The organism is Pseudoalteromonas sp. CO342X (genome assembly GCF_004208915.1).
Lineage (GTDB): Bacteria > Pseudomonadota > Gammaproteobacteria > Enterobacterales > Alteromonadaceae > Pseudoalteromonas > Pseudoalteromonas maricaloris.
Genome location: NZ_SGPH01000014.1, coordinates 110,832 through 133,464 on the forward strand (window position 1 = coordinate 110,832; position 22,633 = coordinate 133,464).

Consider the following 22,633-nt stretch of genomic DNA (forward strand, 5'->3'; position numbering starts at 1 on the left):
TCCAACTGAAAAATATCAAGCTACGTTGAAAACATATATGCCAATACTTAAGAAAGGCTTAAGAAAAATTAAAGAATGAGTTAATCGCCAATGTATGCGAATTTTTCATGATTAATTTTTACCTCTTCGAGCAGAGTTTACAGTTCCCCGGTAAATAAGCGTCGATGCGTTTTTCGTGCATACTCATCAGACATGCCACCAAGATAGTCCGCTAACACGCGCATTTGCTGCGTTTCATCGGTTGCTTGCTGGTACAATGTTTGGGTTGTATACGGCAACAATCGCATCGGGTCACTGGCAAAAACTTCAAATAAATCAATAAGCAGGTTTTGACCACTAAACTCAATTTGCTGCATTTTAGGTTCACGAATTAATCTTTGATATACGAACACTTTTAATACTTGCAGGATTTCCTGAAATTCGGGTGCCATCTCAACGGTAAAATGAAGTAGGGCGGAGTCAAAATCTGAGTCTTGAACGGTGAGTTTACAATGCACAATAAACAGGTTGACGAGTTCACCTATGGTATCTTTTCGATTAGATTCATCTTCTGAAAATAAACTCTCGCTCACGCGCGGTAAGTTTTGCTTTAACCAAGGTGAGTCTAACTTTTGCAATTCAGGCAGAGCAAAATCATGCCATGCTGCCTCGTTAAGGGTCTCGGTTGCTATCGCATCTTCTAAATCATGAACTGCATAGGCGATATCATCGGCATATTCCATAATGGCGCAATCTAACGATTTAAACTTTGTCTTGCGACGGAAGGTGTCTTTTACCTCGGTTTCTTGCAGCTTTATTTGGTCGTTTTGAGAAAATGGCGAGAGGATCCAATCAAATACCGATTGGTCGCATTGATAAATGCCTTTTGCAGGCAGCCAATCACTGGACAATATGTATTTTCGACTTTGTGTTTGCGTTGGTTGGTGATACCAAAGTGTGTCGATTAATGCAGGGTATTTAATAAAACCTAATAAGGTGCGGCGCGTTAAGTTCATGCCATAACCTTTAGTGTATGGTTCCAGTTTGGTGACAATGCGCAAGGTTTGGGCGTTTCCTTCAAACCCTCCGTGATCGCGCATAAGGTAATTAAGCGCTATTTCTCCACCATGGCCAAAAGGCGGGTGGCCGATATCATGCGCTAGGCACAAAGTTTCAATAAGACTTGTTGAAGGAAAATGTTCAAATTCAGGGTGTTGTTTTCTTAAATGGCGCAATAGACCGCTGCCTATTTGCGATACTTCCAAAGAGTGTGTTAGGCGAGTCCGGTAAAAGTCGTTGACGCCGATTGCCATAATTTGGGTTTTGGCTTGCAAGCGCCTAAAAGCCGCGGCATGTATGATCCTAGAACGATCTATTTGCCATGCTGAGCGATTGTCGTTAGGGCGGTTTTTTTGCTGCGATAGCAGACGCTGCTGCCAAGCGTTAGACGTCATACTTCTGTTCCTTTTTCTTTATATCTCAAACTCGTCTAAACTATGTACGATAACTGAACGAAAATTCGCGTTTAATTGCGGCTTTTGATATTATCAGCCGCTATTTTTGAATACTGTTATTTTGGCGCAATTTATCAACGCTCTATCAAACTATAGTAACAGAATAAAACTGTTATTGAGCGGGCTTGAGAAAAGTTCTTAGAGACTTAGGGAAAGAGACTCCGTTTCCAGAACAACGCCACTGCGAGGAGAAGTATGCAAGCTAAACTGATTAAACTCATTGTTGCCCTAGTGACCATTTGGGCGTTAATTTATCCTTTTATCCAAGATAAAAGTCCTCAAGATTCTACTTTAGATCAAGAGGATACGAGTGCTGAGGTTGTACCTAAGGTGCCGGAAAAGCCACTCCATAGTGTAAAGCTACCCAATTTTTCAGCCATTCGTGACATTAAGGAAAAGAAAACAGCGTTTTTCGACTTTATTAAACCGCACGTAGAAGCCGAAAATAAACAGATCTTAGAGCAACGGGCAACGCTTGAAATCGCTCTGATGATGGTGCAATTTGATGAAACGCTAACACGCAAACAAATAGAAAAGATTGCGATGATTTTCACAAAGTATGATTTAAAAGGCGAAGCCATTAATGAATCTTCGCTCAAAAGAGCATTGCGCCGAGTGGATATTATTCCTAAAGAGCTGGCGCTGATGCAAGCTGCTAATGAATCAGCCTGGGGTACGTCACGGTTTGCACGAATTGGGTTAAATTTTTTTGGTCAATGGTGTTACACCAAAGGCTGCGGTATGGTGCCTAAGCGGCGAGAAGATGCGGCCGATCATGAAGTTAGAGCATTTCAGTCGGTAAGAGCCGCGGTCAAGTCATACTTTAGAAATATTAACACCAATGATGCATACAGGGAGTTGCGTTCGGTACGAGCAGAGCTGCGAGCTCAAAAAGCGCCGATTGACGCGACAGTATTAACAAGTGGTCTTTTGAGTTATTCAGAGCGTGGTGAGGACTACGTGAACGAACTTAACGATATGATAAGGCATAACCGAGCGTATTTTGATGAAGAGTAAGATAGTACTTGTCCTGATAATGGCACTTTGGAGTGCGATAGCCTCAGCTAAAACAGTCACCTTTGTATATGACAGCTTTTACGACAGATTAAAAGTGGTAAGTAAAGGCGAGTTTGAGTTTGCACGTGTGGGTTTTTACCTTGTCGATACAGTGAGCATGCAAGCCTGTAAAATCACAACGGGGAATATTGTGACCGAGGAAGCGAGCTTTCCATTGTCGTACACAGATGAAGCGCAGCTATTGCTGCCATTTGACAAAGAATTGGACAAAGACAAAGCAAAAGTAGTGATTGAAACGAAGGGTGCAAACTCGGACTGCCAGCTAAAAATGCAGATTGAAGCTGAGTTATTTAACACAACATCTTTGAGCAAAGCTGACCTTTATAAAATGCAACAGGAATTCGAAGAGCTACTCGCTGATCTCTCTGGCTTTTTTATTAAAAACTTACTGTCATTTTTGCTGCCTGAGCAACAAGGGGTTATTGTGACCTTTGGCAGAAGTCAAACTGTCACCGACGCTACAATGAAGTGTGAGTCGCAAGTCTGTCAAATCAGCGTCCCGAAGGCATGGTCAAACGACAATACACATTTTGCAGACTCTGCTAATGTGAAGTCAGTGCAACCTTGGCTAGCACTATAACTAGCCCATCATAATATAAAGTAACGTCTATAGACTTTAGTCGGAGCTATTCAGACTAACGAAATTCGTTGGACGTTACTTCACCCTTGCATTTCTTACAGATAAAACCCTCTCTCATCACCATTAATCCTTCTTTTGACAATAATTCATACCGGCAAACAGCGATATCTATTCGTCGTGAATTTCTGCCATTAGACCCCCAAAATGGAAACTTAATGTTAAATAAATGCATTGTTAAAGTTGCTTCGGTATGCTAATAATGGCTGGATTATTAAAAAAACTACAGTGTAATTATCAACTTAAGGGGAAACAGGATGACCTATAAATTACCACTCAGTGCGCTCTCTATTGCCGTTTTAATCGGCATGAATCAACAAGTTAAGGCTGAAGAAACGAAGCAAGTTGAACGTATTGAAGTGACCGGTTCTCACATTAAAAGAACAGATTTAGAAGGCCCGTCACCAATCCAAAGTTTATCAGCTGCTGATCTAGCTTCAACGGGATCAACGGACCTTATTGGCGCGTTGCAAAAGCTGCCGGTATCGGGTACTGGTACTTTTAGTACGCAAGGTAACTCCAGCGATGACACAGCAAATGGTGGCTCTAGTGTTGCTCTAAGAGGGTTAGGGGCATCATCGACGCTTGTATTAATCAATGGCCGCCGCGTTGCGGTTAGCCCATTTGCAAAAGATATCGAAACATCATTTGTGGACTTAAATACCATTCCGGTTTCATCGGTTAAACGTATAGATATTCTAAAAGATGGTGCCTCAGCAACTTATGGTTCGGATGCGGTAGCAGGTGTTATTAACATCATTCTTCGTGATGATATCGACGGTTTTGAAGTTGCAGGTAAAATCTCAGACACCGCAGATGGTGGTGCCGAAGAGCAAAACTTTACCCTTCTTTGGGGTTCGTCAACACAAAATGGCCACCATAATTTCTCACTCGATTATTTTAAACGTGGTCACTTAACGTATGCAGATCGTGACTATACGGCATCTGCTGATCAGCGTTTTCGTGGTGGTAATAACTCATTAAGTTCTGCTGGTGTTCCAGGTAGTGTTGAAGTAATGAGAAGCATGTTAACAGACGAGCAGTGGGCGAGATTACCTGTTGTTCGTGTTGAAGACGATGGCACTCAGGTGAGACAGACTATCTTTACGGACGTATGGGGTAATGATAAATGCGATCCTGCTTTAGATATTGGTGATATTTGTCGTTATGACTATGCGGCACACATGACCGCAATTCCATCGACAGAGCGTATTAGCTTTAACTATAACGGTGTACAAGAAATCACTGAAGGTATTGAAGGTTTTGCAGAAATTTCGGCACAGCACTCTACAACTTTCATTCAAGGTGCAGGTAGTCCAAGCTTTACAGAACTATTTATGGATGGGGACAACCCAAACCATCCACTATTTAACGATCCTGACCATTTCTTACATGGTGTCGATATTTCAATGCGTCGTCGTACGGTTGATATCGGTAACCGTAAAAAAGATGTTGATTCTGAATATTACCGCGCCGTCCTTGGTGCTCGTGGTGAGTGGAATGCGTGGTCTTGGGAAGTTGCATATTCTGCCATTCGTTCAAGTGCAGTTGAAAAGGGTTTTGATGGTTTCCCTAACAAGCTAAGAGCGCAGCAAGCGATTGATGAGGGTCTTTGGAACCCATTTGAACCAAGCACCAATACAGAAGCAGGTTTGGCGTTTTTTGAGACCACGACTACGCGTTATGGTGCATCAACCATGCAATCATTAGACGGTACCATTTCAGGCGAACTGTTTGAATTGGGTGCAGGCTACGTTGCTGCAGCGTTTGGTTTCGAACATCGTTACGAGAAAATCGAAGATAACCCAGATAGTCAATACATCCGAGGCGAAATCTTTGGTACAGAAGCGACGCAAGCGAACGGTGATCGCGACAATACTGCGATATTCGCAGAATTTAGCGTACCAGTGCTAGATACGCTAGAGCTACAATTAGCATTGCGTTATGAAGACTATAGTGACTTTGGGACAACAACCGATCCAAAAGTAGCATTCCGTTGGTCACCACTTGATAGCCTTGTGGTTCGTGGTTCTTGGGGAACAGCATTTAGAGCACCTTCTCTTGTGCAGCTACATCTAGGTAGAACAGACGAATCTCCAAGCGTGATAGACCGCGAGCGTTGTCGCCAAACTGGCGCTGATGATGATTGTAGCCCGTATGAATACACTGCGATTGTGTCTGGTAACAAAAATCTACAACCAGAAGAGTCAGAAAACTACAACTTAGGTGTTGTGTGGCAAGCGACCGATGACTTTAGTATCGGTGTGGATTACTGGAACTATGATCAAGAAGATCTTATCAAGAAGATAGGTGCACAGAAGTTAGTTGATTGTTGTGGCACTGATCCTAATTTAGTTGTTCGTGCACCGAATCAGGGCAGCACACTTGGTCGTATTCTCACTATTAACGACACCTTTGTTAATATTGGTGGTCGTGAAACAGACGGTTTCGATGTTAACTTAGCCTACGCGTTAACTACTCGTGAAATGGGTGAATTTAAGTTCAATTATAACTTAACTTACGCACTTAACTTTGAAGAGCAATCATTTGAAAGTGACGATCAAGGTAACACATTCAATGTTGCAGAAGATCTCAATGGAGAATACCAGCATCCACAGTTCCGTTGGACCGCAGGCATGGACTGGGCCAAGAATGATTGGCTTGCAAATATCAGCGTAAACTATGTCGATTCGTATAAAGACCTTGCCGATAGTGATGGCAATAAATATGAGATTGATTCATGGACTACCGTTGATACAAGCGTCAGTTATATTGGCGTAGAAAAGCTGACAGTAACGCTCGGTGCGTCTAACTTGTTTAATGAGGAAGCGCCGCTTGCTCCTTCAGAGTCTATGGGAATTGACAATAAAACGCACAGTATCCTTGGTCGTCAAGCATACGTGAAGTTTGCATACCAATTCTAATACATTAACGTTTATTAAGATGAAAGCCGCGCTTTATAGCGCGGTTTTTTCTTATACCAATTCGTTTAATTAAGTGGCCTAGCTTTGAAATGGAGAGACTTACCGGTAACTCCATGTCCAAATCCTGCAATAACTAAAGTACTCATATGCATAGGCACGGAGAATCTTCTGCTTAATCTTATTCTGTACCTAGGAAAAAATGGCAATGAAGAAAAGGGTATGGATAGCAGATATGTCGCTAGGAGAGTATTGAGTTAGCTTATTGAGGAGAATAACGCAGCTATTATAACTAGCTGCGTTATTGATATTTACGATTTTGCTTTAGAAGTGGTTTCTTCCAGTTCTTTTGCAGCATCAGGGTCGTTGAAAACATCAATATCAAATTCGTTTTCAGACTTAGCGACAACGCAAGTAACCATACAGTCACCTGTTATATTAACGGCTGTTCTTGTCATATCTAGCAGTCTGTCTACACCAATGATAAGCGCGATACCTTCAACTGGCAATCCAACTTGGTTAAGCACCATTGCAAGCATGATCAAGCCCACACCAGGCACACCTGCCGTACCAACAGAGGCAAGAGTAGCAGTCAAGATAACCATGAGATAGTCATTGATGGTGAGGTCTACACCAAATACCTGTGCGATGAAGACTGTTGCAACACCTTGCATAATAGCTGTGCCATCCATATTAATGGTTGCACCCAGAGGGATTGTGAAAGAAGCGACTGAGTTATGTGCACCTAGCTTCTTAGTCGCAGTCTCTAATGTTACAGGCATAGTCGCACTTGAACTTGAAGTACTAAAGGCAAACATACACGCGTCTTTCATCTTCTTTAGGAAGATGATTGGACTCAAGCCCGTCAATAGCTTAAATAAGATTGAATAGTTAATGAATGCATGAATTAGCAGCGCTGCCAGCACCACCATAAAGTATTTGCCAAGCTCGGCGATTAACCCCATGTCGATGGTTGTAAACAACTTAGCCATCAAACAAAATACGCCATATGGAGCGACATTCATTAATAAAGTCACTAGCTTAAGCACCACTGTATTGAGATCTTCAAATACGGTTGCTAGGCGAGCACCAGCGTCTCCGCTTAATGCCATAGCAATACCAAATAGCAGCGCAAAGACGATGATTTGAAGCATGTTACCATTGGCCATCGCATCAATTGGGTTGGTTGGGAACATGTTGATTATGACTTGCACAAGTGTTGGCGCTTGCTTTGCGTCAAATGACGCGCTGCTTGGAATTTCAACGCCACCGCCCGGTGCAATGAGTAGTGCGAGCGTGATTGCAACCGTGATTGCGATTGCTGTTGTAATGAGATACAAACCAATGGATTTACCACCCAAGCGGCCTAATTTCTTTGGGTCACTAAGGCTACATGTGCCACAAACAAGGGAAATAAACACTAAAGGAACAACAAGCATTTTTAAGCTTGCAATGAAGATTTGCCCACCTATGTGGAATAAACCGTCAACGAAAAAACCTTTAATGGGGAGGTCAAAGAGACCTAAAGGAATGAGTATTTCTTTATTCTTACCTAGGATGGCTTGAAGAGTGAGGCCTAATACAACACCCAACACCATACCTATCATAATGCGCGCCGTTAGGCCCATTTTTTGATTTTCTGACATTGTCCTAACACTATGTATCTTAAAACTGCTAAAGCTTAACAGGCTTGGCGCAGATGAACAGCATTTCACGACAGAAAATCTACCTAATCTAATAAAAAATTGTGATTTTATCGCTAAAATTGAGTTACTATTGAACAATAATAAAATTAACTTAGCTAGGGAGATAGGTGAATGCCCTTGATGCGCTATTTTAGCATACTGATGCTAGCATTCTTACTGACCGCGTGCGGTGGCGGCGGCAGTATCCAAAAAGATACAGATAATGGTAATGGTGATGGTAGCGATGGTACTTATGCCATTACGCTTTCAGGAGCGGATACTAGTGGTAATTCAACGAATACACTTTCATCTTCATCTCCTCTAGTAATCACTGCCACGTTAACAAAAGATGGTAGCCCTCTGGCAAATAGTCGAGTCGTTTTTGAGAGCGACGAATTTGCTACCATGGAACCCAGCTCAGGGTCTGTGCTTACAAATACTGAGGGTAAAGCGTCAATTACGTTAAAAGTAACGGCTACTGTGGGTGCTGGACGTATTACGGCCTCTTACACTCAAGGTGATAATAGTGCAACGAGATCTTTTGATTTTACCTCTCAAGGTGGTGGTGATGACGGCAATGTAACCGCGTCAGCAAAACTTGAGGTCATGTTATTAAGTAAATGTCCTGCAGGTTGGGATGATAGCCGAAATCAGGCAATGATAGATCCAATTGCTGCTGGGTGTACTCGCGTCAATCAAGTATCGTCAAACGAGACGGCTGATGTATTCATCAAAATGACATCTAGCCAAACTGGTGATGCTATAGCCAACGCGTTAATTAGCGCTGAGACTACTTTAGGGGCTATCTTACCATCGACAGGCACCGCGTTAACGGATTCTTTTGGTATTGCAATCCTAAAGTTTCAGCCTGGTAATCAAGGTGGCGCAGGTACTATCACGGTAAACTCTCCTGATTATGTTGATGTCACTCAGGCTATCAATTTTAATGTTGGTGTTGCTCAGTTGAATGTTACGATTGACAATGGTTTGGTTGATAGTAATGGAGTTCAACAAAAGCTTTCCGCAGGTGGAAGTACGGTTATTACCGTGACGTTAAAGGATCAGAATGGGGCATTAATCAATAGCGCTGTTGAAGTTGCATTTAGCTCAGCTTGTTCCGCAGCGACCCCTGCGCTTGCAGAATTAGATGAAACGGTAAATACCTCAAATGGTATCGCCCGTTCTACATACCGTGCTAAAGGTTGCCAAGGCGAAGATAGAATTTCTGTTACTATCCAAAATGGCAGCTCTCCAATAAATCAAGAAACGATTATTGAAGTGGATAGCGCGCTTGCACAAGCGGTACAGTTTTTACCTGAGGAAGATGGCTTTAATCAGTTTATTGCTTTACCTCCTGGTGAAGGCGGCTTACCAACCCAATCTGTTGTGAGCTTTAAACTGGTAGATGAAGATAACCTTGCAATTCCACGAGCGCGAGTCGACTTTAGATTGTCAGATGAGCAAGGCCTAGCCTCGCTTACGCAAATTACCGGAAACACCAATGCAAATGGTATTGTAAGAACAACGGTTAAGTCTGGTATTGTGCCAGGTCCGCTCGTTGTCAGTGCGTGTTATATTCCAGAAGAATCTTACGTGAATTTACCTGAAGGTGATGCGATTACCTGTTGGACGGATATCGCCAAAGCATGTAATGATGCAGATGCATCAAACGACGATGTCCGCTGTCCCGCAGGTGTTATGCATACTATCCCATTAAGTGAGCAGATATTTGGTGTATCGTCAGGATTAATTTTAAGCTCAGGTGTCACCGATCAGGATACCTTTGACGCTTCCCCTGTTACCTTCAATACCAATTCGCTTAATTATAATGGGGTAACAACAAATATTACCTTGTTCTTTGGTGATCAATTCAATCAGTTCAATGCTGATGGCGTTGCTGCAACTGTGATTGCTGAAGCCGGTGCTATTGGTAGTACTGAGTCTGAGGACACTTACGATTGTAGAACGAATAATGCTGCTTGTACTGTGGTGTGGCGTAGCCAAGGAGATAGACCTTTCTATGAATATCGTTGGGGTAACCGCATTGGTGATATAGACGGTAATGTAAATACCTTTGAAGCGGTAGCACCTAGACTAGCAGCTACATTATCAAATACTCAAAAGCAAAGCTCAGCTAATTGGAACTGTGACCCATATTTTGGTAATGCCGCACCATGTATTAATGGCATGCTAAGACAAAAAGACGCTTCGTCGAACGATGGCGCTACAACTGCACTTAGACGAATTGTTATGGGTGGGCGTGTAAGTGTGTTGGCTTTTGTTAAAGGCCAAGAAAATTTCAGAGATGAGCAATCAAGCGGTGGAGTAGAGCGCCGTAATGGTCGGTTCGACATTGGCGAATATCGCCAAGAGTTTGATCTTACAGAAGCATTCCTAGATACCAATGAAAATGGTCGTTTTGATAAAGAGAATTGTGATTCTGCTGCAAACACAGGACCTTGTTCTCCAACGGGAACTGTAAATGGCGGTCATGACGATTGGTGGGTGGATAGCAATAACAATGGTCGCTTTGATTTTGATATCGATGGCAACAATATTTATGAAGGGGACGGCAAATATAATGGTTTGCTTTGTTCAGAAGCAGCTGAAGCCGCAGGAGAATGTACTAAAGAGCTAGTTAATGTATACAGACAATTTGAATTGATAATGTCTGGCGATAATGCTTTTGTGCGGTTTACAGTGCCAGCTTCGCTTGCAGGTTCTAATGCGTGTCCAAGTGGCAATGGCTTAGTGCTTGAACCATCTGGAGTAGACGGTGTGTGCGACCTCGCCAGTGTAGATTTCACGGCGGCAGGCAGCCCATCAGCCGTTCCTATTACAATTTATTTCACTGATGAGTTTGGTAATCCGCTTCCAGCTGGTACAGAAGTAGAAATTTCAACAAATAACGGTGAGCTAACCAGTGGAAGTGTGTCTGGCACCTTAGGGAACTATACAAGTGATAAGCCAAACTTCTTCAACGTTACTTTGGCGAGGGAAGCTGAGCCAAACAACAAACTTTCTGGCGTATTGGGGATCAAATTTACTTTCCCAGCTTTAGGAGATGATGATGACGAACGAAAGACACAATCAATCGGAATAAGCGTTACAGACGCTGGATAAAATGACAAATGCCAACTTTCGGGTTGGCATTTTTGTTTCTATTCCTTTATATTCCCGTGCCTTAACCTTATATATATAAATGCGTCCCTAAATTGGCTGAATATTGTACATAAATTGGATAATAATTCGGTGATCAGGGAAAAGTTAGTATTTTTAGCTTGTAACAATAGGTGTTTGTAGATATACCTATAAGTAATTTAACGCCCAAGTAAGGGCAAACATCAGACAGAATCGGTCAAAAATAGGCAGCTATGGGCAAATCGCTAGTAATTGTAGAGTCTCCCGCGAAGGCAAAAACAATCAATAAATACCTCGGCAAGGATTACATTGTTAAATCCAGTGTAGGCCATGTTCGAGATCTTCCTACCTCAGGGGCAGGTAAGACGAAAGGCTTGGCAACTAAGTCGCCAGCTGAAGTACGTAAAATGTCACCTGAAGAAAAAGCGCAATATAAAAAGCAAAAAGATTATGCAAATTTAGTTGCGAGGATGGGGATTGATCCTGAGAAGGGTTGGGAACCGCATTACGAAATTTTGCCGGGTAAAGAAAAAGTAGTTCAAGAACTACAGAAACTTGCTGAGGATGCTGACCATATCTATCTCGCAACCGATTTGGATAGAGAAGGGGAAGCTATTGCTTGGCACCTTGAACAGATTATCGGTGGCGATGAGAGCAAATATAAGCGTGTGGTCTTTAACGAGATCACCAAAAACGCGATAACCCAAGCGTTTGAAGCGCCTGGCGACCTTAACACCGACATGGTATATGCGCAGCAGGCAAGACGATTCCTTGACCGAGTTGTTGGCTTTATGGTATCCCCGCTGCTTTGGCAAAAAGTAGCAAGAGGGTTATCGGCAGGTCGCGTACAATCTGTTGCTGTGAGATTACTTGTTGAGCGAGAGCGTGAGATTAAAGCGTTTATTCCAGAAGAGTTTTGGGATATTCACGCCGATGTTAAAGCAACAAAAGATGATATTCGCCTAGCGGTTACTAAGTTTAAAGGTGAGGCATTTAAGCCTGTAAATAAAGCGCAGGCTGATACTGCCGTACAAGTGCTTGAAAACAGTGCTTACGAAGTAGTCAAGGTTGAAGAAAAGCCAAGCAAGAGTAAGCCAAGTGCGCCATTTATTACCTCGACAATGCAGCAAGCGGCAAGTACTCGTTTAGGCTATGGCGTAAAGAAAACCATGATGTTAGCGCAGCGTCTATACGAAGCGGGTTACATCACCTATATGCGTACGGACTCGACGAATTTATCAAACGATGCGTTAGAAATGTGTCGTGGCTATATCGATAGTGAATTTGGTAGTAAGTATCTTCCAGAAGCACCACTGCGTTATTCCGCAAAAGGCAACGCACAAGAAGCGCACGAGGCAATTCGTCCATCTGATGTGACGATCTTATCAGGTCATTTAGACGGCGTAGAGGCAGATGCTAAGAAGCTCTATGAGCTTATTTGGCGTCAGTTTGTGGCGTGTCAGATGATGCCAGCAGAGTATGACCTAACGACGCTGACCGTCGCCGCGGAAGATTACACGTTAAAAGCGAAAGGGCGCGTGCTACGTTTTGATGGTTGGACACGTGTACAACCAGCCGTTCGTAAGAAGAATGAAGAAGAGCAGGCGCTTCCAAGTGTTTCAGTTGGCGACAAGCTTGATCTTATTGCGATTGATCCTAAGCAGCACTTTACTAAACCACCAGCACGTTTCAGCGAAGCAAGCTTAGTTAAGGAATTAGAAAAGCGTGGTATTGGTCGTCCATCTACCTATGCAGCTATCATTTCAACGATTCAGGACCGTGGTTATGTTCGAGTTGAAAACCGCCGTTTTTACGCTGAAAAAATGGGCGAGATCGTAACTGACAGACTCGTTGAGAATTTCAACGATTTAATGGACTTTGACTTTACCGCCAAAATGGAAGGTCGCCTTGATGATATCGCAGAAGGCGAACGTTTATGGACGCAGGTACTTGATAAGTTTTACGCCGACTTTTCTAACCAGCTAGAAATAGCCGCTGGCGATGAAAGTGAAGGCGGCATGCGACAAAATGTGATGGTTGAAACAGACATCGATTGTCCCACATGTTCACGCAAAATGGGTATTCGTACTGCTTCTACAGGGGTATTCCTTGGCTGTACAGGCTATAATTTGCCGCCAAAAGAGCGTTGTACCACCACAATTAATCTAGTGTCTGGTGATGAAGCGGTTGCCGCGGATGCGGATGAAGAGGCGGAAGCTGAATCGCTGCGTCATATGAAACGTTGTCCAATTTGCGAAACGGCAATGGACTCATACCTTATCGATGAAACGAAAAAGCTCCATGTATGTGGTAATAACCCCGCGTGTAAGGGCTATGTCATTGAAACAGGTGCATTTAAGATCAAAGGCTACGATGGACCACTAATTGAGTGTGACAAGTGTGGCTCGGATATGCAGCTTAAATCAGGCCGTTTTGGTAAGTATTTTGGTTGTACAAATGAAGACTGTAAAAATACACGTAAGCTATTGAAAAACGGTGAAGCCGCACCACCGAAAGAAGATCCAGTTCCGCTTCCGGAACTAGAATGCGAAAAGTCGGATGCGCATTTTGTGCTTCGAGATGGCGCTTCAGGTATTTTCTTAGCGGCGCACACATTCCCGAAATCACGTGAGACAAGAGCCCCGAAAGTATCAGAGCTAAAACGCTTCAGAGATAGAATTTCACCTAAATTCTATTATCTGGCTGATGCGCCTGAGCAAGACTCAGATGGTAACCCTGCGATTGTTCGCTACTCTAGAAAAACCAAGACACAATATGTGATGACAGAAGTGGATGGTAAAGCGACGGGTTGGAAAGCGACATATAGCAATGGTAAATGGGTAGAAGAAGAGAAAACTACCAAGAAAAAGAAAGCTTAACGACTAGCCAAACATCGATAGGTGTCTTTAGATGCTATGGATATTTTGTCTAGAATGTTATTGAAAATAAAAGGCCGCTCAACACATTGAGCGGCCTTTTTCATCATGAATGCCATCACTTAAATAACCTGAGGTTTGGATAAGGAATGTTCCAACTCATTGTTGCTAAAGCACAACTTAGTTTTTCCTTGTCTAGCCAGCAAGTTTTAGGGAAAACAAGGCGAATTTACGCACCAATAGCTGGCTATTGGAAGTGAATTCAACGCAGTTAGCGCTAAAACTGGCTGCTAGAAAGGCATTAATTATCCGCAGCTCAGGTTAAATAAGCGAACTGGTATTATTTAATGTTTACGTCTTTGACTTTTTGATAGCCAGTTGCTTCTAGTTCGTCGTTAACGCAATTCAAAACATATTTTTTCATCTCAGATGCTTGTACATCATCATCTTTTGCCCAATCAAGGCACATTTGAGTTAACTCTTGAACCAAGTCTGCAGGCGCGACTGGTAACTCTTCATTGGCTTGTACTTGTACACAAGCAAAAAGAGATAGAGCGATTAATGATGAAACTAAGGTTTTCATTCGTGTTACCTGTTAGTTGAAAGAACAAGCATGTTTTAAAGCAAAATTTAAAATAAGGAAAACGAATTAATTTTCTCTTTAAGAGCAGAAAATTGATTCAAATTTACATTAATAAATGGTGAGAAATACAAGCGTTGATGCTACATTTATAGGTTCAGTTAAACTAATTAAAGATGGTGAAAATCAAAAACATGGAGCAAGAAACTAAGTCTGAGAATGAGCAATTTAATCGTTATGAATATCTCTTAGAAAGAACCTTATTTAAAGGGCGATGGCTGTTAGCGCCTTTCTTTGTTGGCCTACTACTCGCGATTGTGTTGCTGTTACTTAAGTTCTTTAAACAGCTTTATGTGATGACCATCAGTGCGCTTACCGCGACAAATCAAGAATTACTCATTGGTATCTTAACATTGGTTGATACGGCTTTACTGGCTGGGTTGTTGATCATCATTATTTTTAGTGGCTACGAGAACTTTGTTTCCAAGCTTAATGTTGAACCACAAGAAGACAAACCGACTTGGATGGGGAAAGTTGGCTTCTCAGGGCTTAAAATCAAGCTGATCAGCGCCATCGTAGCGATATCTGCCGTAGAGTTGCTCAAGGTCTTTATTCATTCTCAAGATTTAACCAGTGAGCAGCTTGCTTGGAAAGTAGGCATACACATTACTTTCGTGATCTCTGGGGTGTTGTTTTCGGTCACCGACTTTATTAATAGTCGAACCCACTCCCATTAAAAATTGCGGCTATAAAGGAGTGATAATCGACTTATGCTCACGATCACTCCTTTATTCTAACCAGCGCTGTCTCCGGTGGTTCAAGTGCTAGCGCCACGCCTTTACGAGTGACCCCTTTCTTATACCAATTGAATTAATTCTCTAATCAATTTGAAGGGTGAAATAGCATATTAGCTTCGTTAAAAATTTCTCATTTAGAACAACTAAATAGTAAAATTTTTGCCTTGCTACTAAAGCTATTTCCCCGCTTCAAGATAGATCATTTACTTAATACAACTGGTATTAATCAAACTTCTTATTACTGTAAACAAGCAGTGAGGTGGCTATCGCAACGTAACCTAATAATAGATATACGGTGGTTGCTGATTGTTCGTGATTTAACAGGTAAGATTTAAATGCACTATGCAAAATGACTACGAACATGCAGCAAAGCGACAACGTAAGGGCGCTTTTAATCATGCTTCCTAGCGCAACACAAAGAACAAACCCTGCTACAGAGCCTGTAAATATCACTAAATAGAAAGCCACAGTCTCGAATGTGGAAAAGAAGCTACAAGCTAGCAATACTAAAAGTTGAAACAAGGCTAGGCAAAACCCAAGTTTAACTGCAGAGACGTGGTAAGCCTGCTTTATCGCTTTAAGGCTTGAATAGATAGGGAGTAGGTATAGTTGATCCCATGTCATTTTTGTTTGTAGTTTGGACCAACAGACAAAAATAGCGACCATCAGAACAAGCATATCGGTAAAGCCGATAACAAAATGGAGTGTGACACCAAAAAAGCCACTTGCCACAATGGCTAATAGTCCAGAGATAAGCAATATCTGACAGGTTTGTATCAACAGATTACCCGCAAAATAGCTCATTGGCATAAAAAATTGTCTAAACCCCTGAGTGAGGAAATCTGGTGCGAAGGTATTGCTTGGGAGCCACCCTGTTTGAATATTATTTATGTAGGTTTGATATGCCATATGATGCCATTGGCAGTGATGAGTCCGTGTAACTAACAGGTATGTTCCCATTACCATAAGGGGAACGGCAAGCAGTGCTAAAATTTGTGGGGTATCGCCAAAAAACATAGCGAGCACGAGTACTAGCATAAAAACGTAACTATTATGTCTAAAATACACACTATTTCGAAGACATAGCAAAAAGAAGCTACCGCCAAAGCTCGTTGCAAATAACATGGCATAGGCAACTTCAGATGCGGGGCGGTTGAAAAGAGCAAGGGCATTGAGTAAGTAGCCAATGACCAGAATTACCGTACCTTGCAAGTATATGTGCTGTTTAATTGCAGGGAACAGTAAGGCGCTCTCCTGTGCTTGCAACTTCACTAACTGCCAACAAAAAGCCATCCATAAAGCGCTGATTGAAAAGACCAAACTAAATGCTTGTATATTTTGATCTTCTATTAAGGTTAATAAAGGTGAAGCGATAGACGCTAAGAACCCAGGAATGAAAAAATTTGCTGAGCCGCACTCTCGCAGCCAAAACCCGGAAAATCCGGTCCACCAATTGCGCTGAGTTAATGTACTCATGCGTGTAGCTCCACAAAGAGCTGCTCAAGGTTGCTATGGCTTTGCTGTAGGTCTGCTGACCAGTTTGCACTGTCGTGAGCTTGATAAATGCTAAAACGTTCAGATTGATGAAGTACGTTTCCTGATGGCAGTTTGCTTGTAAGATGATGTGGTACAAGCCTAATTTGTTCTTTTAGTGTATCTAATTCGCCAGTAACCAAAACCTTACCATCTTTAATAATGGCAATGTGACTCGCAACGCGCTCAACGTCAGATGTAATATGCGAGGAGAAAAGTACACCAGAGCCGGACTCAAGTGCTAACTCGAATAAGTCCGACATAAACTCCCGGCGTGCAATGGGGTCGAGGCTTGACACTGGCTCGTCAAGGATCAGTAACTTAGGGCGGTACGACATCGCCATTATCAGCGCTAAGCTTTGTTGTTGGCCAACTGAAAGGTTACTTACCAGCTTGTTTTCGTCTAACTCGAAGCGAGAAAGCCATTCTTGCTCAAGTGTAATATCCCAATTTGGATAAAAGCTGCGATGCAGTGTTAGGGCGTCTTTGACTTTAAAGCCTTGATAGCCACAGGGCTGTTGTGGGACATAGCCAATTTGGCTTTTGCATGTAGGGCTCAGCTCAAGGTTGCTGCTGTTGAGGCAGCTAACCTCACCACTATTTTGTTCGATTAACCCAAGTGCAATTCGCAGTAGTGTTGTTTTACCGGCCCCGTTTCGTCCTAGTAAACCCATAACCATGCCTGGTTCAATAATAAGATTTATGTCTTCAAGAACCGGCTTGTCGGCAAATTGTTTATGGATTTTAGTGAATTGTAGTAGTGGGCTTGTCATTATTCTTGTCCCCAATTTTTATCAATCAATGATATCAATTCAGTCTTACTGATCCCAAGCTGTTTCGCATCACTAATTAAAATATCTAGGTTTTTATGGAGTAGATTATCGGTCTGTTGTGTCGTTTGCTGCTGTGCAACGCGTGTCGGCTGGCCGCGTCTTCGTTCAAGCCAACCTTGATCGACAAGTTGCCCGATAGCCCGAGAGACGGTCATCGGGTTCACCGAGAAGTGCTCAGCTAGCTTTCTTACAGAAGGTAGCTCTTCTCCGGCTTGTGCTTTACCAGACACAATTAAACGCACTACTTGATCAAATAGCTGCTTATAAATCGGCTCTGCGCTGTTGGGGTTGACATGAATAAGATCTAGCATTACTCTAATTCTACTGTATTAATACAATAATACACTGATACACTCACTTAAAGTTAGCATACTGACCGTGAGTCAACAAGGAAATAACTATGAAAAAGCCATTTAAGTTTAAGAAAAGCTTAGTAAAGCTAGCGCTGCTTCCTCTCGTTTTAGGAACTGTGCTGCCATTACAAGCGGCAACATCAACCGCAGAATTATCCGCTTGTTATGCAAAAGGCCTGAGTGACAGAGCGCAATGCGGAAAAATCTCGCAACCATTAAGTGAAACCAAAACAGAACAAAAAATTGATATTCATTTTATGGTTATTCCTGCAATAAAGCCGCTTTACCCACAAGAAGCGATTATTGCGTTTGCAGGGGGACCTGGACAATCGGCCACCGAAATTGCAGCAAACTTTGAAAGAATTCTTAAATACGCGAGAGAAAATAGAGACATTATACTTGTTGATCAACGGGGAACTGGAAAGTCTAATCTATTGCAATGCGATATGGATGATCTTGAGCAACAGTTTGCGCTAAATGATACCTTATTGGGCCTCGATTTTTACAAAGAAGATGCCCTTAAGTGTAAAGAAAAACTAGACACAGATCTTTCCGACTATACGACGGTTGCAGCTGCAAAAGATTTTGACGCGGTAAGAGTCGCGCTTGGTTATAGCAAATTACACTTATATGGTGGCTCATATGGAACACGCATCGCACTTGAGTATATGAGACAGTTCCCTGATAGTGTTGCATCGGCCGTGTTAGATGGTCTTGCACCCAATAACCAAAGTTTAATGGCGATTGGTGGCGCGATAGAAGGCTCATTGAATGCCCTTTTTGCACAATGTGAAGCCGATAAAAAATGTGCAAATAGTTATCCGAATCTAAAGCAGCAATGGCAAAGCTTGCTTAATCAAGTAGAGCAAACGCCGATAGAAGTGTCTGTACTTCATCCAAGAACCAGCAAACCGCTTGCAATGACGATGACCAAAATGAAGCTATTTAGCGCGATTAGGATGGCGCTTTACTCTCATTCCTTCCGTGCATTGGTGCCGCTTGCGATTAGTGAAGCGACTAACGGTAACCTTGCTCCACTTGTTGGCATGATGGCACCAAGTGAAGACGGTCTGGGATTGGCCATGGGGATGCATCAGGCGATTGTATGTGGGGAAGATTGGCCACGATTAACGGCTGCGGACAAAGCCAAATATAGTGAAAACTATATGGGTGAGATGATGATCACAGGACTAGATGCGACGTGCCCAATTTGGAATGTGAGCCCGGTGCCAAGTAGTTACTATGAACCCGTTGCGTCAGATATTCCAACCTTACTGCTTTCTGGCGGATTAGATCCAGCAACGCCTGCTAAGTGGGCAGAAGTTGCGATGGAAAAATTAAGCAATGCCACGCACTTAGTTGCGCCAACGGCTACGCATATTGTCGCAGGGCAAAGCTGTGCTAATAAGCTTATTGCTAAGTTTTACGATGAAAAGACAGTGGGAGACTTTGATACTAGCTGTCTTGAAGAAGATACACGCAAACAATTCTTTATGAACATCAATGGCCCAGCAACCGCTAATAAGGAGTAACTCATGATCCAAGTAGATAACTTATATAAAAAGATTGGTGAAGTGAACGCGCTAGACGGGCTGTCATTTACCGCTCGAGATGGTCAAATTACGGGACTATTGGGACCAAATGGGGCAGGTAAAACGACTTGTTTACGGACCGTATTTGGCCTGCTCCAAGCTGATCAAGGTATGGCGTCTATCGATAGTATTGATGTTGCCAAAGAGCCAACCAGGGCAAAACAACAATTAGGATTGTTCCCAGACCCATGTGGACTCTACGAGCGCATGACACCGCGTGAATATACCCAGTTTTACGCTGAACTAAGTGGCATGGACGCAAGATCGGCCGCTGCCGCGACACAAGAAGTGTTAGAAAAGCTACAAATGTTGGATATCGCGGATAGACGCTGTAAAGGCTTTTCACAAGGCCAAAGAATGAAAACGGCGTTGGCGCAGGCTATTGTGCATAAACCAACGAATATTGTACTTGATGAGCCAACACGTGGTTTAGATGTAATGAGTACCAGAGTGTTACGAGATTTGTTGTTGATGCTTAAGGCGCAAGGTCACTGTGTCTTATTTTCTAGCCACGTGATGCAAGAAGTTGCAGCACTTTGCGATCATGTGGTGGTCATGGCGAAAGGCAAAGTGGTCGCGGAAGGTTCTCCACAAGCTCTATGCGAACAAACAGGTAAAGCGTCGCTTGAGGAAGCTTTCATTACCCTAATCGGTACGGATGAAGGAATTGCAGCATGATGAAATTAATCTCGGTTTTATTTAAAAAAGAAGTGTTAGACGCAAGCCGCGACAAACGTTCAGTGATGGCTGGCCTTTACTATTGCATCGGTGCACCTATTCTAATGTGTGTATTATTTACCGTCATGTTTAAGCAAATGGCTTCGCCAGATGCACTCAAAATCACCATTAATAATGCGGAGAATGCGCCCAACTTAGTACAATTTTTAGCGAGTAAAGAAATTGAACATGGTGAAGGCGAAGAGGTTAAAGCCATTACCTTGGAGGTAAGCGATGATTACCAAGAGAATATGATGCAAGGTAAGAGCGCGACGGTATTTATCATCGCTGATAAATCGGAGCAAAAGTTACGTTCATCAATTAACCGACTAGAGCGTAACCTCATGTTATACAACAGCGAAGTTGCTTCATTGCGGTTAGTCGCGCGTGGTATCGATCCGACAATTGCACGTGCGATAGATGTTCAAACTCATGACCAAGCGACACCAACCTCTAAAGGGGGCTTCGTATTAGGTATTGCAACGTTATCTATTATTATTTCACTATTTTATGCGGCGATGGGTATGGCAATTGACAGTAGTGCAGGGGAGCGTGAACGAAACTCTTTACAGCTATTACTTAGCCACCCGATAAGTACTATGCATATTGTGTTAGCTAAAGTGGGGGCAATTGCAGGTTTCTCTATCATTGCTTTAGTGTTAACCACCATAGTATCAAAGTTTGCGTATAATATGGTGCCTTGGGAAATGATGGGCTTTACGGTGATTATTGGTCCTAAATTCATTATTTCGGCAATTATCATTGGCCTGCCTATTGCGCTAATGTCAGCCAGTTTATTGATATTCATCTCTTTCTTAGCTAAATCATTTAAAGAGGCGCAATCTTATGTAGCGATGGCGCTGTTCATTCCGGTAATGATGAGTATGGCAACGACCTATGATATTGCTACCGACATTATGCAGTGGATGCCGATCGCAGCGCAGCAAAACGCAATGATTGAAATCATTAAAGGCAATGCGATACCGGTACCACAACTATTGTTGTCGAGCGCGGTAACGCTGGGGTTGTTTGCTATTTTCACCTACCTAAGCAGTCGCATGCTAAAAAGTGAAAAGGTAGTGTTCGGCCTATAATTTATTAGTTCCCAACAATGGCGCCCAGAGCGGCGCCATTTTTGTATTTTACCTCATCTCAATTTCACGTATAATCGGCGCCCCATAATTGATGTAGTAATGTACTAGCGTGATAACGCGCACAGTACACAGTTGAGTAAGTATGAATACGGCACCTAACACCATGACAGAGCAAGATAATCGCAAAGAAGTTTTAGAGTTTAATAAGCTGCAAAAGCGTCTGCGCCGTAATGTCGGCAACGCCATCAAAGATTACAATATGATCGAAGAAGGCGATGTGGTGATGGCTTGTATCAGCGGTGGTAAGGATTCATTCGCCATGCTGGATATTTTACTTAGCCTAAAAAAGGCAGCACCAATTCACTTTGATGTGGTGGCGGTCAATCTGGATCAAAAGCAGCCTGGGTTCCCAGAGCATATTTTGCCTGAGTACTTCGAAACGTTAGACATTCCTTATTACATCATTGATAAAGATACTTACTCAGTCGTAAAAGAGAAAGTACCAGAGGGCAAAACGACTTGTGGCCTTTGTTCACGCTTGCGTCGTGGTACTTTGTACTCATTTGCGGAAAAGATTGGCGCAACTAAAATCGCACTGGGTCATCATTTAGACGATATCGTTGAAACGCTGTTTTTAAACATGTTCTACGGCGCACGAATGAAAGCGATGCCGCCAAAGCTGCGCTCTGATGATGGTCGTAATGTGGTGATCCGCCCGCTCACTTATGCACGTGAAAAAGATCTTATTCAATACGCAGAGCATAAGGATTTTCCTATTATTCCGTGCAACCTATGTGGTTCGCAAGAAAACCTACAACGTCAAAACATTAAATCTATGTTGGTAGAGTGGGATAAGAAAACACCTGGTCGAGTAGAGAATATTTTCAAATCAATTCAAAATGTTAGTCCAAGCCAACTGGCTGACACTGAACTCTTTGACTTCGAAAGTCTGCCTCTAGATAGAGACGGTGAACGTGAGGCTTATGACTTTAATGAAGCAGTGGTTTCCTCGACAAATATTGATGAATCATTGTTTATTGATGTAACCAATATTTAATTCTCAACAATGATTTTTCCAGACTAGGTCTGATAGGCCTAGTCTAAAACTCAATAATTGGTACTCTATAACTTAACTACTTTTGCTCCCCAACATCTTTCACTTTAAATTACCTGTTAACTCTACGCACCTAATTTATACATGCTGTCGGGAAAATGATCTCTGCATGAGATATTTTTGTTCTTAGTTTTGCAAAAAACGCAATTAAATGTAGGTTGGTTATTTTAAATGTAATTAATAATTGTTA

At 42.5% G+C, this 22,633-nt stretch carries 16 protein-coding genes; 10 read left to right on the top strand and 6 right to left on the bottom strand.

Annotated elements, in window-relative coordinates; translation table 11 throughout:
* Positions 1 to 137: 137 nt before the first annotated feature.
* Positions 138 to 1,433, bottom strand: a complete 1,296-nt coding sequence (locus tag EXT47_RS06575; RefSeq protein ID WP_039497453.1) for an anti-phage deoxyguanosine triphosphatase — start codon at positions 1,431 to 1,433, stop codon at positions 138 to 140.
* Positions 1,434 to 1,688: 255 nt separating this feature from the next.
* On the opposite strand from EXT47_RS06575, the gene EXT47_RS06580 reads away from it, so the two are divergent.
* From EXT47_RS06580 to EXT47_RS06590, 3 genes are all read left to right on the top strand, one after another.
* On the top strand, positions 1,689 to 2,510 hold the full coding sequence (locus EXT47_RS06580; protein ID WP_130126151.1) for a glucosaminidase domain-containing protein: 822 nt from the start codon (positions 1,689 to 1,691) through the stop codon (positions 2,508 to 2,510).
* The gene (locus EXT47_RS06585; RefSeq protein ID WP_130126152.1) at positions 2,500 to 3,150 is read left to right on the top strand and encodes a DUF2987 domain-containing protein; all 651 of its coding nucleotides are present in this window, start codon (positions 2,500 to 2,502) and stop codon (positions 3,148 to 3,150) included. The genes EXT47_RS06580 and EXT47_RS06585 overlap by 11 nt, the downstream gene beginning before the upstream one ends.
* Positions 3,151 to 3,464: 314 nt before the next feature.
* Entirely contained in the window at positions 3,465 to 6,131 is a 2,667-nt protein-coding gene (locus EXT47_RS06590) for a TonB-dependent siderophore receptor (RefSeq protein ID WP_039497460.1), read from the top strand.
* A 308-nt stretch (positions 6,132 to 6,439) separates the two neighbouring features.
* Here EXT47_RS06590 and EXT47_RS06595 read toward each other — a convergent pair whose 3' ends face one another.
* Positions 6,440 to 7,774, bottom strand: coding sequence for a dicarboxylate/amino acid:cation symporter (locus EXT47_RS06595; protein ID WP_045989330.1), 1,335 nt, complete (start codon positions 7,772 to 7,774; stop codon positions 6,440 to 6,442).
* Positions 7,775 to 7,954: 180 nt separating this feature from the next.
* Between EXT47_RS06595 and EXT47_RS06600 the strand changes: the two genes are divergently transcribed.
* Positions 7,955 to 10,936 (top strand): hypothetical protein, encoded by a 2,982-nt coding sequence (locus tag EXT47_RS06600; protein ID WP_240701597.1) that lies wholly within the window; start codon positions 7,955 to 7,957, stop codon positions 10,934 to 10,936.
* Positions 10,937 to 11,187: 251 nt separating this feature from the next.
* The gene (topA, locus tag EXT47_RS06605) at positions 11,188 to 13,833 is read left to right on the top strand and encodes a type I DNA topoisomerase (protein ID WP_010373951.1); all 2,646 of its coding nucleotides are present in this window, start codon (positions 11,188 to 11,190) and stop codon (positions 13,831 to 13,833) included.
* Between the two features lie 337 nt (positions 13,834 to 14,170).
* Here topA and EXT47_RS06610 read toward each other — a convergent pair whose 3' ends face one another.
* Positions 14,171 to 14,413, bottom strand: coding sequence for a hypothetical protein (locus EXT47_RS06610; protein WP_039497469.1), 243 nt, complete (start codon positions 14,411 to 14,413; stop codon positions 14,171 to 14,173).
* Positions 14,414 to 14,586: 173 nt separating this feature from the next.
* Between EXT47_RS06610 and EXT47_RS06615 the strand changes: the two genes are divergently transcribed.
* Positions 14,587 to 15,147 carry a TIGR00645 family protein gene (locus EXT47_RS06615; RefSeq protein WP_039497472.1) on the top strand — a complete coding sequence of 187 codons (561 nt, stop codon included), beginning with the start codon at positions 14,587 to 14,589 and terminating at the stop codon, positions 15,145 to 15,147.
* Positions 15,148 to 15,429: 282 nt separating this feature from the next.
* On the opposite strand, the gene EXT47_RS06620 is transcribed toward EXT47_RS06615, so the two are convergent.
* Genes EXT47_RS06620 through EXT47_RS06630 form a run of 3 tightly spaced genes read right to left on the bottom strand, consistent with a single transcriptional unit; the run spans position 15,430 to position 17,884 of the window.
* Positions 15,430 to 16,683, bottom strand: coding sequence for a hypothetical protein (locus EXT47_RS06620; protein WP_039497473.1), 1,254 nt, complete (start codon positions 16,681 to 16,683; stop codon positions 15,430 to 15,432).
* Positions 16,680 to 17,513, bottom strand: a complete 834-nt coding sequence (locus tag EXT47_RS06625; protein WP_039497475.1) for an ABC transporter ATP-binding protein — start codon at positions 17,511 to 17,513, stop codon at positions 16,680 to 16,682. The genes EXT47_RS06620 and EXT47_RS06625 overlap by 4 nt, the downstream gene beginning before the upstream one ends.
* On the bottom strand, positions 17,513 to 17,884 hold the full coding sequence (locus EXT47_RS06630) for a GntR family transcriptional regulator (protein WP_039497477.1): 372 nt from the start codon (positions 17,882 to 17,884) through the stop codon (positions 17,513 to 17,515). Before EXT47_RS06630 ends, EXT47_RS06625 begins: the two co-directional genes overlap by 1 nt.
* Before the next feature lie 89 nt (positions 17,885 to 17,973).
* Here EXT47_RS06630 and EXT47_RS06635 point away from each other — a divergent pair, with 89 nt between their 5' ends.
* From EXT47_RS06635 to ttcA, 4 genes are all read left to right on the top strand, one after another.
* Positions 17,974 to 19,458, top strand: a complete 1,485-nt coding sequence (locus EXT47_RS06635) for an alpha/beta hydrolase (RefSeq protein WP_039497478.1) — start codon at positions 17,974 to 17,976, stop codon at positions 19,456 to 19,458.
* A 3-nt stretch (positions 19,459 to 19,461) separates the two neighbouring features.
* Positions 19,462 to 20,196: an ATP-binding cassette domain-containing protein gene (locus EXT47_RS06640; RefSeq protein WP_039497480.1), complete on the top strand. Its 735-nt coding sequence runs from the start codon at positions 19,462 to 19,464 to the stop codon at positions 20,194 to 20,196.
* Positions 20,193 to 21,329, top strand: coding sequence for an ABC transporter permease (locus EXT47_RS06645; protein WP_039497482.1), 1,137 nt, complete (start codon positions 20,193 to 20,195; stop codon positions 21,327 to 21,329). The genes EXT47_RS06640 and EXT47_RS06645 overlap by 4 nt, the downstream gene beginning before the upstream one ends.
* Before the next feature lie 163 nt (positions 21,330 to 21,492).
* Positions 21,493 to 22,386 carry a tRNA 2-thiocytidine(32) synthetase TtcA gene (gene ttcA / locus EXT47_RS06650; protein WP_010373971.1) on the top strand — a complete coding sequence of 298 codons (894 nt, stop codon included), beginning with the start codon at positions 21,493 to 21,495 and terminating at the stop codon, positions 22,384 to 22,386.
* Positions 22,387 to 22,633: the final 247 nt, after the last annotated feature.

Coding starts and splice junctions, on each gene's coding strand:
- EXT47_RS06630 (WP_039497477.1), bottom strand. CDS start 17,884: ATGCTAGATCTTATTCATGTCAACCCCAACAGCGCAGAGCCGATTTAT.
- topA (WP_010373951.1), top strand. CDS start 11,188: ATGGGCAAATCGCTAGTAATTGTAGAGTCTCCCGCGAAGGCAAAAACA.
- EXT47_RS06625 (WP_039497475.1), bottom strand. CDS start 17,513: ATGACAAGCCCACTACTACAATTCACTAAAATCCATAAACAATTTGCC.
- EXT47_RS06620 (WP_039497473.1), bottom strand. CDS start 16,683: ATGAGTACATTAACTCAGCGCAATTGGTGGACCGGATTTTCCGGGTTT.
- EXT47_RS06590 (WP_039497460.1), top strand. CDS start 3,465: ATGACCTATAAATTACCACTCAGTGCGCTCTCTATTGCCGTTTTAATC.
- EXT47_RS06595 (WP_045989330.1), bottom strand. CDS start 7,774: ATGTCAGAAAATCAAAAAATGGGCCTAACGGCGCGCATTATGATAGGT.
- EXT47_RS06610 (WP_039497469.1), bottom strand. CDS start 14,413: ATGAAAACCTTAGTTTCATCATTAATCGCTCTATCTCTTTTTGCTTGT.
- EXT47_RS06580 (WP_130126151.1), top strand. CDS start 1,689: ATGCAAGCTAAACTGATTAAACTCATTGTTGCCCTAGTGACCATTTGG.
- EXT47_RS06600 (WP_240701597.1), top strand. CDS start 7,955: ATGCGCTATTTTAGCATACTGATGCTAGCATTCTTACTGACCGCGTGC.
- EXT47_RS06645 (WP_039497482.1), top strand. CDS start 20,193: ATGATGAAATTAATCTCGGTTTTATTTAAAAAAGAAGTGTTAGACGCA.
- EXT47_RS06640 (WP_039497480.1), top strand. CDS start 19,462: ATGATCCAAGTAGATAACTTATATAAAAAGATTGGTGAAGTGAACGCG.
- EXT47_RS06575 (WP_039497453.1), bottom strand. CDS start 1,433: ATGACGTCTAACGCTTGGCAGCAGCGTCTGCTATCGCAGCAAAAAAAC.
- EXT47_RS06635 (WP_039497478.1), top strand. CDS start 17,974: ATGAAAAAGCCATTTAAGTTTAAGAAAAGCTTAGTAAAGCTAGCGCTG.
- ttcA (WP_010373971.1), top strand. CDS start 21,493: ATGACAGAGCAAGATAATCGCAAAGAAGTTTTAGAGTTTAATAAGCTG.
- EXT47_RS06615 (WP_039497472.1), top strand. CDS start 14,587: ATGGTGAAAATCAAAAACATGGAGCAAGAAACTAAGTCTGAGAATGAG.
- EXT47_RS06585 (WP_130126152.1), top strand. CDS start 2,500: ATGAAGAGTAAGATAGTACTTGTCCTGATAATGGCACTTTGGAGTGCG.